Origin of the sequence: Nonomuraea sp. NPDC047897 (assembly GCF_043204415.1) — a bacterium.
Taxonomy (GTDB): Bacteria; Actinomycetota; Actinomycetes; order Streptosporangiales; family Streptosporangiaceae; genus Nonomuraea.
The window spans coordinates 433,295-446,416 of record NZ_JBIDCC010000002.1 but is presented as its reverse complement, the minus strand read 5'-3'; the positions used below and the strand labels follow the sequence as shown (position 1 = coordinate 446,416).

The following is a 13,122-nucleotide window of genomic DNA, read 5'->3' as shown; positions in this document are numbered from 1 at the left end:
TAAGAGGGCAACCTACCCGGAGGGGAGGCCGTAAGCGTGGCGGTTCGGCGAGCCGCCACGCACCGGCGACCAGTTGTGCCTGGCTTGCGATGAATGGTGCCATTCATACGACGAACGGTCGCGGGCCCGCGCCGCTGGGTCTTTGTCAACCTTTGACCGCGCCCGCGGTGAGCCCCTCGACGATGTACCGCCGGATGACGGCGAACAGGATCAGCGTGGGGATGACGGAGACTACGGTGGCGGCCGCCATGGAGCCCCAGTCGATGTCGTACTGGGTGATGAAGGAGTTCATCGCGACGGGGATGGTCTTGGCGTCCTCGCTGTCGATGAACGTGATGGCCAGGAACAGCTCGTTCCAGCACTGGACGAAGGCGAAGATGTAGGTGGCGGCGATGCCGGGCAGCATGACCGGGATGACGACGCGCACCATCGCGGCCATCCGCGACGCCCCGTCCACCTGCGCCGCCTCTTCCAGCGCGACGGGGATGCGCTCGTAGAAGCCGCGCATGATGATCGTGGAGAACGGCACCAGCATGGCGACGTAGACGAGCATGAGCCCGGCCAGCCGGTTGAGCAGGTCGAGGTCGGACATCAGCAGGTAGAGCGGGCCGAGCGCGATGAACAGCGGGATCATCTGGGTGACCAGGTAGGCCAGCATCAGCGCGCCGCGGCCGGGGAAGGAGAAGCGGGCCAGCACGTAGCCGCCGAGCACGCCGATGACGGTCACCACGCCGGCCGCCACCAGCGAGACGACGAGGCTGTTGAGCAGGTAGGTGCCGAAGTCGGCGAAGGAGAACAGCTCCTCGTAGTGCTCGAAGGTGATCTCGCCCGGCCAGTACCTCAGCGGCATCGAGAAGATCTCGGCCTTGGGCTTGAGCGAGGTGACGACAATCCAGTAGAGCGGGAAGAGTGTGATCAGCAGCCAGACGCCGAGCACGAGGCCCTTGGCCAGACGCCTCATCGCGACCTCTCGAATCGGGTGACGTTCAGGTAGAAGACGCTGAAGGACAGCAGCAGGCCGAGCACCAGCAGCCCGACCGCGCCCGCCCGGCCGTAGTCGCCGCCGATGACCTGCTGGATGAGGAACGTGGTCACGATGTCGGTGCTACCGGCCGGGCCGCCGCCGGTCATGGCGTAAATCAGGTCGGGGAAGTTGAGGATCCAGATGATCCGCAGCAGCACGATGAGCGCCAGCGTGGGGCGGATGTGCGGCAGCGTCACGTGCCAGAACTGCCGCAGCCGGGAGGCGCCGTCCACCGACGCCGCCTCGTACAGCTCGGCGGGCACCGACTGCAGCGCCGCCATGATCATGATGGCGAAGAACGTGACGCCGTACCAGACGTTGGCCACGATGACCGAGGTCATCGCCCACCCGGGCGAGGCCAGGAAGCCGATCCGCTCGTCGATGATCCCGGCCTTCAGCAGCAGGTCGTTGACCACCCCGAACTGCCCGTTGAACATCCACCGCCACAGCAGCCCGATGAGGAAGCCGGACATCGCCCAGGGGAAGAACACCCACGCCTGGTAGAGGCCCCGGCCCCGGAACTGGCGGCGCAGCAGCAGCGCCAGCCCGAAGCCGAGGAAGAACTGGAAGAACAGCGACACGGCCACCCACGTGCCGGTGTTGCGCAGCGCCGTCCAGAACCGGTCCTCGGCCAGCACCGACCGGAAGTTCTCCAGCCCTACGAAGGGCGTGGAGGTCAGGTCGAAGAGGTTGTAGCGCTGGAAGGCGATGACGGCGCCGCGGATCATCGGGTAGTAGGTGAACACCACCACGAAGATCACGCCGGGCAGTAGGCACAGGGCGATGAACCTGGCCTTGCGGCCGGTGAACGCCGGTCTGGCGACCGAGCTCATGACACCTTCTTGGCCTGGTCGGCCCAGAAGGCGTCCCATGACGCGAGCACCTCGGCGACGGTCTTCTTGCCGGTGATGAGCGCCTGGACGTCACGGTCGGAGTCGACGTTGAACTGGCTCCAGCCCGGGTAGTCCACCGGCCGGATGGTGATCACCTGCTGGGGGTCCTGCTGGGCTTCCAGGTAGGCCTTCCAGGCGCCCTGCGAGAACTGCGGGTCGTTCTGCGCCTGCTTGGAGATCGGGATGAGCGAGTTGCCCTTGGCGAAGGCGATGCTCTGCTCGGCCTCCGACAGGAACTGCACCAGCTTGACCGCCTCCTTCTGGTGCTTGCTGAAGGAGGTGACGCCCCAGCCGGCGTACCCGACCGGCTGGAAGGCGTAGCCGGTGGGCCCCTTGGGGATGGGGGCGGTGGACCACGCCTGGACGCCGCTCTCCTCCACCGTCTTGATCACCTCGGGGTCCTGGATGAGCATGCCGGTGACGCCGGAGGTGAAGCCCTGGACCATCTCGGGGTAGCCCCAGGAGACCGAGTCGGGCGGCGAGGCCTCCTTGAAGATCTTCACGTACAGGTCGAGGGCCTGCGCGGCCTCCGGGGTGGAGAAGATCGTCCGCTTGTCCTTGAGGAAGAACGACTTCTCCGGGTCGAGGGCCTCGCCGTTGTACGCGCTGATCATCATGACGGCGTAGTCGGCGCCGCCCTTGCCGCCCCGGAAGGAGTAGCCGAAGCGGTCGCCCGTGGTCATCTTCTTGCCGGCCTCGTACAGCTCCTGCCAGGTCTTGGGGGGCTGGGTCAGCCCCCAGTCGGTGCGGTGGAACAGCGTCCGCTGGTAGAAGCCGTACGGGATGAGGTACGGCTTGCCGCCGACCTCGACGGCCTTCTTCCTGGCCAGGTCCGTCAGGTCGGCCCAGCCGGGCCAGGCGTCGGTGGGCAGCTCGGCCAGCCAGCCGTTGTTGGAGAAGGACTTGGCCGTGTGGTCGCGGACCTCCAGCACGTCCAGGTCCTTCTTCGTCTGCAGGATCTGGGTGATCTTCTGGTCGGCGCTGTCCAGCGGCGGCGAGACCAGCTCGACCGAGACGCCGGGGTTCGCCTTCTCGAAGTCGGCGATCAGGCGCTTGATCAGCTTGGTCCGTTCGGGGCTGGTCAGGCTCTCGACCATGCGCAGCCGCACCTCGCCGGAGGAGCCCGAGTCGGAGCCGCAGGCCGCGAGGGCCAGCGTTGCGGCGGTGAGCAGAGCCGCGGGTGCCGCCAGGCGTGATGATCTCATGTGTGCCTCCGTGCGAGGTAAGACAGCGCTGTCAGTCACGCTAGGCGACCGACCCCCTCCAGCGCCAGACCCAGGTCCTTGATCAACGTTTCGGCCGCCTCCAGCCCGACGGACAGGCGCACGAGCCCGACGGGGATGCCCATCGTGGCGCGGACGCTCTCCTTGGTGCTCAGGGCGGGTGCGTTCACCAGGCTCTCGAACCCACCCCAAGACACCCCTATCCGGAAATGTCGGAGCAAATCAAGGAACGCGGCCACCTCCTGCCGCGACTCCGTATCCAGCTCCACGCTGAACAGGCTGGAGAACCCCGCCATCTGCCGCACCGCCAGCGCGTGCCCCGGATGCGACGGCAGCCCCGGATGGTTGACCCGCCGCACCGCGGGATGGCCGGCCAGGAACTCGGCGACCGCCAGCCCGCGCTCCTGGTGCGCGGCCATCCGCACGGGCAGCGTCCGCAACCCCTTGATCACCTTGGCGGCGACGTGCGGCGCCATGGCCGCCCCGTAGAGCTGGTACTCGGTCAGCGCCAGCGGCCTGATCAGCCGCGACGAACCCACCACCACGCCGCCGACCAGGTCGCTGTGTCCGCCCACGTACTTCGACAGGGAATGCACGACCAGGTCGACGCCCATGGTCAGCGGCTTCTGGAAGATCGGCGTGGACCAGGTGTTGTCCATCACCGTCACCAGCCCGTGCCGCGCCGCCCAGGCGGTCACCGCCGGGATGTCGAAGACCTCGTACCTCATGTAGGAGGGGGATTCGAAGTAGAGTAGGCGCGTGCTCTCCCTGATAGCGCTGTCACACGCCTGGAGACTGTCGACGTGCGTATGCGTGACCCCGAACTTCTCCAGATAACGCAGGAACTGGGTCGTCGGCCCGTAGACGGCGCCCAGCACCAGCACGTGGTCCCCCGCCGACACGAGCGAGGAGATGGTCGCCGAGATCGCGCCCATCCCCGACGCGAAACACTTGGCCCGCTCGCCCCGCTCCAGCGCGGCGAGCTTGCGCTGGGCGATATCCACGGTCGGATTGGTGCCCCGCCAGTAGACGTACCGTTCGTCCTCGTTCCTGATGGCCTCGCCCAGCTCCTCCGCCGTCGCGAACGCGAACAGGGAGTTCTCGAACACCGGAGGGTTGACGGCGCCCAGCATCCAGGGCTCGTCCTCCCCCATCCGGCCACAGATCCACTCATCGTCCATGGAGGCAGACTATGACAGCGCGCAAGCCCACCATGGCCGACGTGGCCCGTCACGCCGGAGTCAGCCTGAAGACGGTCTCCCGGGTCGTCAACCAGGAGCCCCACGTCAGCGCCTCGGTGCAGCAACGGGTGCACGCGGCCATCAGCGCGCTGGGCTTCCGCCGCAACGAGGCGGCCAGCCGGCTGGCACGCGGCGCCACCATGCTGACGATCGGGCTCATCATGGAGAACATCTCCAACGAGTTCTACTCCCGGCTGGCGGCCGCGGTGGAGGCGGCGGCCGGCGAGCACGAGGCGCTGGTGGTGTTCGGCTCGTACGAGGAGCGGCCCGAACGGGAGCGGATGCTCGTCGAGTCGATGTACGGCCGGGGCGTCGACTCCCTGATCATCGTGCCGTCGGCGGCCGACCACGGCTGGCTGGCCGAGCACCCCGGGCTCACCGCGGTCTTCGTCGACCGCGCCCCCGCCGGGCTCGACCGGGCCGACGTGGTGGCCCTCGACGACGTGCGCGGCGGCCTCGTCGCGACCGAGCACCTGCTGGCCCGCGGACACCGCCGCGTCGCGCTCATCTCCGACGACGACGCGCTCAGCTCGGTGCACGACCGCGCCGCCGGCTACCGCGCCGCGCTGCGGACCGCCGGGGTGGCGGTGGACGAGTCACTGGTCGTGCGCGGCGTGTTCGACCCGTGGCGGGCGGGCCAGGAGGTCACCCGCCTGCTGTCCCGGCCCGACCCGCCGACCGCGTTCTTCGCCACCAACAACCGGGCCGCGATCGGCATCCTCCAGGCGCTGCGCGAACGGCCCGAGCGGCCGGCGTACGTGGGCTTCGACGACTTCGCCCTGGCCGACGTGTTCAACCCGGGCGTGACGGTGGTGCGCTACGACGTCCGCCGCCTGGCCCGCAGCGCGGTGGACCTCCTGCTCAGCCCCTCCGCGCAGCCCCGCCGGGTCAGCGTCCCCGTCGAGCTCGTGGCCCGCGGCTCGGGCGAGCTCCCCCCTCCCTGAGATCGCCGGCCCGCTCGGCGTGCCCGGCCCCGGACGACGGAGCCGCGTGCCGGTCTCCTAGGAGGAGCGCGGGCGCCAGTCGCCGCGGTCCAGGTTGAGGTCCTCGGGAGTGTGCAGGCGGACCATGGTCCTGGCCACCCCCGCCGGGACGCGGTGCGGGGTCACGAAGGACACCGCGATCATCACCGTGAACGCGATCGGCACCGTCCAGGCCGCCGGCTGGGCCAGCAGCGCGTTCGCCAGGCCCGCGTGCGGTCCGCCGACGATCGTGGCCAGCACCGCGGCGCAGGCCAGCCCGCCCCCGACGAACAGCCCGGCCAGCGCGCCCGTGGTGCTGAGCCGCCGCCACCAGATGCCGAGCACCAGCAGCGGGCAGAACGACGACGCCGCCACCGCGAACGCCAGCCCCACCACGTCGGCCACGGGCAGCGCGCGGGCCCACAGCGCCAGCGCCAGCGGCACGACCACGGCCAGCACCGTCGCGACCCGGAACGAGCGCACCCCGCCCCTGAGCAGATCCTGGGCGATCACTCCGGCCACCGACACGGTCAGCCCCGAGGAGGTGGACAGGAACGCGGCGAACGCCCCAGCCGTGACCAGCGCCGTCAGCAGGTCGCCTAGGGTGCCGCCGACCATCCGGCCGGGCAGCGTCAGCACGACGGCGTCGGTGCGGGCCAGGTCGGGGGTGTACAGCCGGCCCAGCCAGCCGTACAGGGCGGGCAGCAGGTAGAAGGCGCCGAGCAGCGTCAGCACCACCAGCGTCGTACGGCGGGCGGCACGGCCGTCCGGGTTGGTGTAGAACCGCACCAGCACGTGCGGCAGCCCCATGGTGCCCAGGAACGTCGCGAGGATGAGCGAGTACGTCGAGTACAGCCCGTACTCCCTGCCTCCGCCCAGCGGCGCCTGCCACACGGCGGCGTCCTGGGCGCTGATCGCCGGCGCCCCGTCAGCCTTCCACGCCATCAGCAGGAACACCAGCGGCACCGCCAGCGCGGTCAGCTTCAGCCAGTACTGGAACGCCTGCACGAACGTGATCGACCGCATGCCGCCGGACAGCACGTTCACGGCGACCACCACGGCCACGAGCAGCCCGCCGGCCCACGGCGGCGCGCCGGTGATCTCCCGAAGCACCAGGCCGGCGCTCTGGAACTGCGGCATGAGGTAGAGCCAGCCGATGAGCACGACGAGGCCGCTCGCCGTGCGGCGCACGGTCATGGACTCCAGCCGCGCCTCGGCGAAGTCTGGCAGCGTGTACGCCCCGGAGCGGCGCAGCGGCGCCGACACCAGCACGAGCAGCACGAGGTAGCCGCCGGTCCAGCCCACGGGCAGCCACAGCATGTCGGCGCCGAACGACAGGATGAGCCCGGCCACGCCCAGGAACGACGCCGCCGACAGGTACTCGCCGCCGATGGCGGAGGCGTTCCACAGCGGGGTGACGGTGCGGGAGGCGACGTAGAAGTCGGAGGTGGTGCGGGAGACGCGGATGCCGAACGCGCCGATGAGCACGGCCGCGAGGACCACGACGAGCACCGCCGTGAGGCTCATCGGCCCTGTCCGCCGGTGTGCGGCGTCATCGGCGTTCGACCAGGTCGGCGAAGTGGCGTTCGTTGCGTTCGGCCTGGCGGACGTAGAGCCAGGCGCCGGCGACGAAGGCGGGGTAGATGAGGCCGCCGAGCACCGCCCACGGCAGCGGGACGCCGAGCAGTTCGCTCTCGCGCAGCCGCGGGATGAGCAGGAACAGCAGCGGCAGGCCGCCCACCACGCAGCCCAGCACCGTGCAGACGAACATCGCCAGCCGGAACTGGGTGCGCAGCAGGGAACGCATGTAGACCTCGCCGAGGTGGGTCTGTTCGTCGATCTCGCGGGTGGCGGGGTAGCGGGGCCGGCGGGCGGCGGCCGTCCGCGGGCTGGTCACGGCGACCCGGCGCGCCTGTTCCGCCCGGCGGGACGGGTCCCCCGTCACTCGGCGCGGCCCTTCCGGGCGCGGCGGACGAGGAGGTCGCGCAGCTCGCGCGTGTGGCGGCGGCTGACGGGGATCTCCGTCCTGCCCACCCGCACCACGCACTTGCCCGAGTCGATGTGCAGCTCCTCGATGTGCTTGACGGCCACCAGGTGGCTGCGGTGCACGCGGACGAATCCGGCCGACGCCCAGCGCTCCTCCAGGGTGGCGAGCGGGATGCGCACCAGGTGCGTCCCCGTCGCGGTGTGCAGGCGGGCGTAGTCGCCCTGCGCCTCCACGTAGACGACGTCGGCGCTGGAGACGAACCTCGTCACCCCGCCCAGCTCGACGGGGATGGTGTCGGACTCCCCCGTGTCCACCGGCATGTCGGCGGACACGGCAACCCGCCTGATGGCCTCGGCGAGGCGTTCCGGCCGCACCGGCTTGAGCAGGTAGTCCTCCGCCTTGATCTCGAAGGCGTCGACGGCGTGCTCCTCGTACGCGGTGACGAACACGACGCGCGGCGGGTTGGCGAAGCGCGACAGGAGCCGCCCGAGCACGACCCCGTCCAGGCCGCGCATCCGGATGTCGAGGAAGACGGCGTCGATCGGCCGGCCCTCGGCGATGGCGCGGTCCAGCAGCCGCAGCGCGGCCGCCCCGTCCCGGGCGGTCGCCACGTCGCCGATGCGGGGGTCGGCGCGCAGCAGGTACGACAGGTCTTCCAGCGCGGGAAGCTCGTCGTCGACCGCCAGCACGCGAAGTTGCGCCATAGACAGTGATAAAACCGACAACAGAGCGTATGGTCAACGGGCCGAGACGCCGGGGTGATACTTCGGCAACCGTACGTTGACTTTCGTGCCCGCCCCGGGCGCGGTCTCGACGACCAGGCCGTACTCGTCGCCGTACACCTGGCGCAGCCGCTCGTCCACGTTGGCGAGCCCGACGCCGCCCGCGGGGGTGATCTCGCCGGCGAGGATGCGGCGCAGCCGGTCGGGGTCCATGCCGAGCCCGTCGTCCTCGACGCTGATGGCGCACTCCGCCCCGGCGTCCTCAGCGAGGATCGTGATGCGGCCCACGCCGTCCTTGCTCTCCAGGCCGTGCCGTACGGCGTTCTCGACCAGCGGTTGCAGGCACAGGAACGGCACGGCGACGGGCAGCACCTCGGGGGCGATGCGCAGCGTGACCTGGAGCTGGTCGCCGAAGCGGGCGCGCTCCAGGATGAGGTAGCGGTCGATGGAACGCAGCTCCTCGGCCAGCGTGGTGAACTCGCCGTGCCGGCGGAAGGAGTAGCGGGTGAAGTCGGCGAATTCCAGCAGCAGTTCGCGGGCCCGTTCGGGGTCGGTGCGGACGAACGAGGCGATGGTGGTGAGCGAGTTGTAGATGAAGTGCGGCGAGATCTGCGCCCGCAGCGCCCGCACCTCCGCTTCCATGAGCAGGGTCCGCGAGCGGTCCAGCTCGGCCAGTTCGAGCTGCGAGTCGACCCAGCCGGCCACCTCCTGGGCGGCTCTGACCAGCCCGGCGGAGGCGTGCGGGCCGTAGGCGGCCAGCGTGCCGACGACCCGGTCGTCGGTGGTGAGCGGCACGACGACGGCGTGCCGGACCGGGCACTCCAGCAGGGCACAGTCGAGGTCGAGGACCTGGGTGCGGCCGTCCTTCAGCGTGGCCCGCGCGTGCCCGAACGCCTCGCCGGCGTGGTGGTCGCCGGCCCCGTCGTAGACGAGCAGCCGCTCGCTGTCGGTGATGGCCAGCGCTGACGAGCCGAGCAGCGTGCGCAGGTGCCGGGACGCCTTCTCCGCGCCTTCGGCGGTCAGTCCGGCGCGCAGCGGCGGGCCGGCGAGGGAGGCGGTGTGCAGCGTCTCGAACGTGGCGCGCTCGGCCGGGCTGGTGCCCAGCTCGCGCCGGCCCCGGACGAGCCGCCACAGGACGATCGCCGGCACGCCGACGAGCACCGCGGCCACGGCTACGCCGACGACGTACTGCACGGCCCCTCACTTCCCCGCCGCTTCCACAGGGTCGGATTCCACAGGGCCGGAGCCTACGCCTGCACCAGCGCCCGCGCGATGGCGGCCGCGCAGGCGAGGGCCTCCTCGTCGGAGGCGTACCTGGTGCGCGGCCAGAAGAAGCCGCGCAGCCCGTCCTTGCGGTTGCGCGGCACCACGTGCACGTGCAGGTGCGGCACGCTCTGGCTGACCCGGTTGTTCATCGCCACGAACGTGCCGGCCGCGGCCATGCCGTGCTCCACCGCCCGCGCCATGGCCTGCACCCGCTCGAAGAACGGCCCCACGTCGGGCAGGTCGGCCAGCGTCTCGGCGTGCCGCCTCGGCACCACCAGCACGTGCCCCTTGAACAGCGGCCTGCTGTCGAGGAAGGAGACGGCCACCTCGTCGGAGTGGACCATGAACGCGGGCCGCTCCCCCGCGACGATCTCGCAGAACAGGTCGGTGCTCACCGGCCGAACCCTACCCGCGGGCGCGGGCGGCGAAGGCGGTCCAGCTCGTCATGTTGGGCGCGGACCAGGAGTCGGGCGCGTGCAGGAAGTGTTCGCCGACGTGCCGGGCGAGCCGTTCGGGCACCTCGGCCGTCTTGCCGCCGCGGCAGTGGTAGACGAGCGCCCCCTCCCGCTGTCCCATGGCCATCCACGGCAGCCAGGGCGAGACGCGGCACCAGGAGAAGGCGCACGGCACGGACGGCGTGCCGGTCTCCAGGTCGGCGGCGTGGACGAAGAACTGGAACAGCTCCATCGCCCGGTAGGTGTCGCCGGCGGAGTGGTCGGGGTAGTCGGCGACCTTCAGCGGCGACGGGTAGGCCAGGCGCACGTCGATGTTGAACACCGCCTGCCCGCCCACCGCCGTGACCGGCACCGCGTGGTCGCCGAGACGCTGGTTGACGGGGTCGTTGAAGACGTGCTGGACCTCGACGGACGTGCCGGTGAACGGGTTGTCCCAGACGTCGATGATCTCCCTGGTGACCGGGTCGAGGTAGGCGGCGGCCTCACGGGCGAGCAGCCGCCAGCCGTCGTCGGCCCGAACGGCCCGGGCCACGTTGACGCCCTCGAAGCCGAACAGGTGGTGGGGGCCGTCGTCGCGCCGCCAGCCGTACACGTCGCCGGTCCACCACGAGATCGTCTCGGCGCCGTCGTCGGACGCGCGCACCCGGATGAAGTCCATGAGTGCAGCCTGTCGGACCCCGGCGCGATGATCAAGCGTCTAGCGGACGGTCACGTCGAAGATCGCCTCGCCGGACAGCCGTCTGCTCTCCGCCGTGGCGGGGGTGGTGGCGCGGCCGCAGCGGAAGCAGTCGTACAGGTGGATGCGGGTCCGTCCGGGGTGCTTGGCGTTGAAGACGAAGTAGCTGGTGTCGGCGTCCTCGGGGCGTTCCTCGCTGATGTACGAGGCGACTCTCGGGTCGGGCACGGCCACCAGGCTCCACTGGTCGCCCGCCGCCGGGTCGTCGGGGACGGCGAGGGAGAACCGCTGGCCGGAGCGCAGCTCGGCGGTGACGGTGGCGCCCTTCGCCCCCCGGACGACGACGCCCAGGTCGCTGACCGCCGACCCGCCCCCGCAGGCGGTCGCGCCGCAGGCCAGCAGCCCGGCGAGCACGACCGGGAGCGCGACCTGGAGCACCGCCTGGAGTACGGCCCGGAGTGCGGCCGGTGTCCTCGACGCGGCTCTCCCGGTGGCCGTCGCACGTCTCATTCGGGCAGGTTATCGGGCTCCGGCTCGTCCCTGGGCACGGCGTACGGTTCGCTTTCCGGGGGTTTGCCTTCGGCGATGGCGCGTTCCCTGACCAGCTCGGCGTCGAGCTCGGCGCCGAACAGCAGGGCCATGTTGGACAGCCACAGCCAGATCAGGAAGACGACGACCGCCGCCAGCGTGCCGTAGGTCTTGTTGTACGAGCCGAACTGGCTGACGTACAGGGCGAAACCCGCCGACACGATCACCCACAGGGCGACCGCGAGCAGCCCGCCGGGGGTGATCCAGCGCATGCCGGGCTGGCGCACGTTGGGCGCCGCCCAGTACAGCACCATGATCAGCCCAGCGGCGATGAGCGCCAGGACGGGCCACTTGAGCACGTTCCAGGCGGTCACCACGGCGCCGCCCAGGCCCAGGGCGCGGCCCGCCAGGTCGGCCAGCCGGCCGGTGAGCGTGACCGCGATCGCGCCGACGGCGAGCAGCACCGTCACCAGGATCGTCAGGCCGAGCTTGAGCGGAGTGGTCTTCCAGAACGGGCGGCCCTCCTCGATGTCGTAGATCTCGTTCCCGGCCCGGATGAACGCCCCGATGTAGCCGGAGGCGGACCACAGGGCCACGGCGAGACCGACGATCGCCAGCAGGCCGGCCGAGCCGCTGCTGCGCTGGACGCCCGCGAGTCCCTGCGTGAGCAGGTCGCGCACCTCGGCGGGCGCCAGCACGGCCAGGTGGCCGATCAGCATGGCGGTGTCGTCCTGGCCCAGCAGGCCGAACAACGACACCAGCACGATCATCGCCGGGAAGATCGACAGCACCGCGTAGTAGGTGAGCGCGGCGGCGAGGTCGGGGACGCGGTCGTCCCTGAACTCGGCGAGCGTCCGCTTGGCCACGCTCCACCAGGCTCGGCGCGGCAGGTCGGCGGGGGTCTCCGGCGACGCCAACGGGCTACCGGCCCCTGAAGCGCCTGGTGGGCCGGGCGGTGCGGCGGGCTCTCATCCGGCGCATGACGAGCACGCCGACCGCGCCCGCCGCCGCCAGCAGCAGGACGGGGCGCTTGCGGGCCTGGCCGGTGACCTTGTCGGCCGCGTCCTTGACCTGTTCGGGGGTGACCTCGCGGACCTTGCCGGCGACCTCGGTCGCCTTGCCCTTGGCCGTGCCGGCGACCTCGGCGGTCCTGCCCCTGACGGTGCCGGCGACTTCGGCGGTCTTGCCCTTGACGGTGCCGGCGACCTCGGCGGCCTTGCCCTTGGCGGTCTCGGCGGCCTCGCTCGCCCTGGCCTTCACGTCGGCCTTGTGGGCGAGGGCGGCCACGGTGTCGCCCATGTCCTCGCGGGTCTCCTGGATGCGGTTGCGCACGTGTTCCTCCTCGTCGTCGTTGCCGGTGTCCGCGCGCCGGGAAGGCGCCGCCCGCCGGTCTCGGCCGGGACGGGGGGTCCCGGAGCGGGCGCCGCCGGTGCGCGGGTCACCGGTGTGGGGGTCATGGTGGATGTCACTGCGGGTGTCGCTGCGGGTATCGCTGTGGGTGTCGCCGGATCGGGTCTGCGAGCGTGCCTCGCCCTCGCGGTCCTCGATCAGGGCGGTGCGCTCGTCCGGCAGCGGGGGTTCGGGGTCGAAGACCTCGTGCTCGTCGCGCGCGGCCTCGGCCCGCCGCGCGTTCTCCTCCGCGCCGGGCCGCGTCTGGGGCACGTTGATGGACTCGTGGTCGGTCGGCGCCCCCACCGTGGACCGGTGAGCGCCGACCTGCCCGGCGTGCTGCTCGCTGTGTCCGGGATCCGTCTCACTCATCGCCGTACGCTCTCCTTGACCACGTCGATGTCGGCCTTGACGCTGGCGATCGCCTCGCTGGGCACCGGCGGCGCGGCCTGCTTGACCTGCTTGCGGCCGATGAGGCCGATCACGGCGGCGATGACGAACAGCACGACGGCCACGATCGCCGCGGCCGCCCAGGCCGGCATGACCAGGGACAGCAGCAGGACGACGGCCGCCACGAGCGTGGCGCCGCCGAAGAACGCGACCAGGCCGGCCGCCCCGAACAGGCCGGCGCCGAAACCGGCGCGCTTGCCTTTCCGGGTGAGCTCCAGCCGGGCCAGCCGCAACTCGTCCCTGACGAGCCGGGAGACCTGCTCGGAGAGATCGTTGACGAGTTTGTGGGTGTCGTTCACGTCGTCA

15 protein-coding genes are annotated in these 13,122 nt (G+C 71.1%); 1 reads left to right on the top strand and 14 read right to left on the bottom strand.

Annotation, left to right across the window (positions count from 1 at the left end; translation table 11 throughout):
- Positions 1–145: 145 nt before the first annotated feature.
- From ACGF0J_RS05435 to ACGF0J_RS05420, 4 genes are read right to left on the bottom strand one after another with little or no spacing between them, the layout of a single operon-like run.
- On the bottom strand, positions 146–961 hold the full coding sequence (locus ACGF0J_RS05435) for a carbohydrate ABC transporter permease (RefSeq protein ID WP_393142249.1): 816 nt from the start codon (positions 959–961) through the stop codon (positions 146–148).
- On the bottom strand, positions 958–1,857 hold the full coding sequence (locus ACGF0J_RS05430; protein ID WP_393142248.1) for a carbohydrate ABC transporter permease: 900 nt from the start codon (positions 1,855–1,857) through the stop codon (positions 958–960). The genes ACGF0J_RS05435 and ACGF0J_RS05430 overlap by 4 nt, the downstream gene beginning before the upstream one ends.
- The gene (locus ACGF0J_RS05425; protein ID WP_393142247.1) at positions 1,854–3,122 is read right to left on the bottom strand and encodes an ABC transporter substrate-binding protein; all 1,269 of its coding nucleotides are present in this window, start codon (positions 3,120–3,122) and stop codon (positions 1,854–1,856) included. The genes ACGF0J_RS05430 and ACGF0J_RS05425 overlap by 4 nt, the downstream gene beginning before the upstream one ends.
- 35 nt (positions 3,123–3,157) lie before the next feature.
- Complete coding sequence (locus tag ACGF0J_RS05420; RefSeq protein WP_393142246.1) at positions 3,158–4,321, bottom strand: trans-sulfuration enzyme family protein; 1,164 nt, start codon at positions 4,319–4,321, stop codon at positions 3,158–3,160.
- Between the two features lie 11 nt (positions 4,322–4,332).
- Between ACGF0J_RS05420 and ACGF0J_RS05415 the strand changes: the two genes are divergently transcribed.
- A complete protein-coding gene (locus ACGF0J_RS05415) occupies positions 4,333–5,325 on the top strand; it encodes a LacI family DNA-binding transcriptional regulator (protein WP_393142245.1) in 993 nt (330 codons plus the stop codon).
- A 57-nt stretch (positions 5,326–5,382) separates the two neighbouring features.
- Here ACGF0J_RS05415 and ACGF0J_RS05410 read toward each other — a convergent pair whose 3' ends face one another.
- From ACGF0J_RS05410 to ACGF0J_RS05365, 10 genes are read right to left on the bottom strand one after another with little or no spacing between them, the layout of a single operon-like run.
- The gene (locus tag ACGF0J_RS05410; RefSeq protein WP_393142244.1) at positions 5,383–6,870 is read right to left on the bottom strand and encodes a cation acetate symporter; all 1,488 of its coding nucleotides are present in this window, start codon (positions 6,868–6,870) and stop codon (positions 5,383–5,385) included.
- Between the two features lie 25 nt (positions 6,871–6,895).
- Positions 6,896–7,288, bottom strand: coding sequence for a hypothetical protein (locus ACGF0J_RS05405; protein WP_393142243.1), 393 nt, complete (start codon positions 7,286–7,288; stop codon positions 6,896–6,898).
- Positions 7,285–8,034, bottom strand: coding sequence for a LytR/AlgR family response regulator transcription factor (locus ACGF0J_RS05400; RefSeq protein WP_393142242.1), 750 nt, complete (start codon positions 8,032–8,034; stop codon positions 7,285–7,287). The genes ACGF0J_RS05405 and ACGF0J_RS05400 overlap by 4 nt, the downstream gene beginning before the upstream one ends.
- 33 nt (positions 8,035–8,067) lie before the next feature.
- Positions 8,068–9,246 (bottom strand): sensor histidine kinase, encoded by a 1,179-nt coding sequence (locus ACGF0J_RS05395; protein WP_393142241.1) that lies wholly within the window; start codon positions 9,244–9,246, stop codon positions 8,068–8,070.
- Between the two features lie 53 nt (positions 9,247–9,299).
- On the bottom strand, positions 9,300–9,713 hold the full coding sequence (locus ACGF0J_RS05390) for an HIT family protein (protein WP_393142240.1): 414 nt from the start codon (positions 9,711–9,713) through the stop codon (positions 9,300–9,302).
- Between the two features lie 10 nt (positions 9,714–9,723).
- Complete coding sequence (locus ACGF0J_RS05385) at positions 9,724–10,431, bottom strand: DUF1838 family protein (RefSeq protein WP_393142239.1); 708 nt, start codon at positions 10,429–10,431, stop codon at positions 9,724–9,726.
- A gap of 39 nt (positions 10,432–10,470) precedes the next feature.
- A complete protein-coding gene (locus ACGF0J_RS05380) occupies positions 10,471–10,959 on the bottom strand; it encodes a hypothetical protein (protein ID WP_393142238.1) in 489 nt (162 codons plus the stop codon).
- Positions 10,956–11,894, bottom strand: coding sequence for a YihY/virulence factor BrkB family protein (locus ACGF0J_RS05375; RefSeq protein ID WP_393142237.1), 939 nt, complete (start codon positions 11,892–11,894; stop codon positions 10,956–10,958). The genes ACGF0J_RS05380 and ACGF0J_RS05375 overlap by 4 nt, the downstream gene beginning before the upstream one ends.
- Positions 11,895–11,898: 4 nt before the next feature.
- Entirely contained in the window at positions 11,899–12,738 is an 840-nt protein-coding gene (locus ACGF0J_RS05370) for a DUF3618 domain-containing protein (RefSeq protein ID WP_393142236.1), read from the bottom strand.
- Positions 12,735–13,115, bottom strand: a complete 381-nt coding sequence (locus ACGF0J_RS05365; protein WP_101784841.1) for a phage holin family protein — start codon at positions 13,113–13,115, stop codon at positions 12,735–12,737. The genes ACGF0J_RS05370 and ACGF0J_RS05365 overlap by 4 nt, the downstream gene beginning before the upstream one ends.
- Positions 13,116–13,122 lie beyond the last annotated feature (7 nt).

Coding starts and splice junctions, on each gene's coding strand:
- ACGF0J_RS05380 (WP_393142238.1), bottom strand. CDS start 10,959: ATGAGACGTGCGACGGCCACCGGGAGAGCCGCGTCGAGGACACCGGCC.
- ACGF0J_RS05430 (WP_393142248.1), bottom strand. CDS start 1,857: ATGAGCTCGGTCGCCAGACCGGCGTTCACCGGCCGCAAGGCCAGGTTC.
- ACGF0J_RS05385 (WP_393142239.1), bottom strand. CDS start 10,431: ATGGACTTCATCCGGGTGCGCGCGTCCGACGACGGCGCCGAGACGATC.
- ACGF0J_RS05410 (WP_393142244.1), bottom strand. CDS start 6,870: ATGAGCCTCACGGCGGTGCTCGTCGTGGTCCTCGCGGCCGTGCTCATC.
- ACGF0J_RS05370 (WP_393142236.1), bottom strand. CDS start 12,738: ATGAGTGAGACGGATCCCGGACACAGCGAGCAGCACGCCGGGCAGGTC.
- ACGF0J_RS05425 (WP_393142247.1), bottom strand. CDS start 3,122: ATGAGATCATCACGCCTGGCGGCACCCGCGGCTCTGCTCACCGCCGCA.
- ACGF0J_RS05400 (WP_393142242.1), bottom strand. CDS start 8,034: ATGGCGCAACTTCGCGTGCTGGCGGTCGACGACGAGCTTCCCGCGCTG.
- ACGF0J_RS05420 (WP_393142246.1), bottom strand. CDS start 4,321: ATGGACGATGAGTGGATCTGTGGCCGGATGGGGGAGGACGAGCCCTGG.
- ACGF0J_RS05415 (WP_393142245.1), top strand. CDS start 4,333: ATGACAGCGCGCAAGCCCACCATGGCCGACGTGGCCCGTCACGCCGGA.
- ACGF0J_RS05435 (WP_393142249.1), bottom strand. CDS start 961: ATGAGGCGTCTGGCCAAGGGCCTCGTGCTCGGCGTCTGGCTGCTGATC.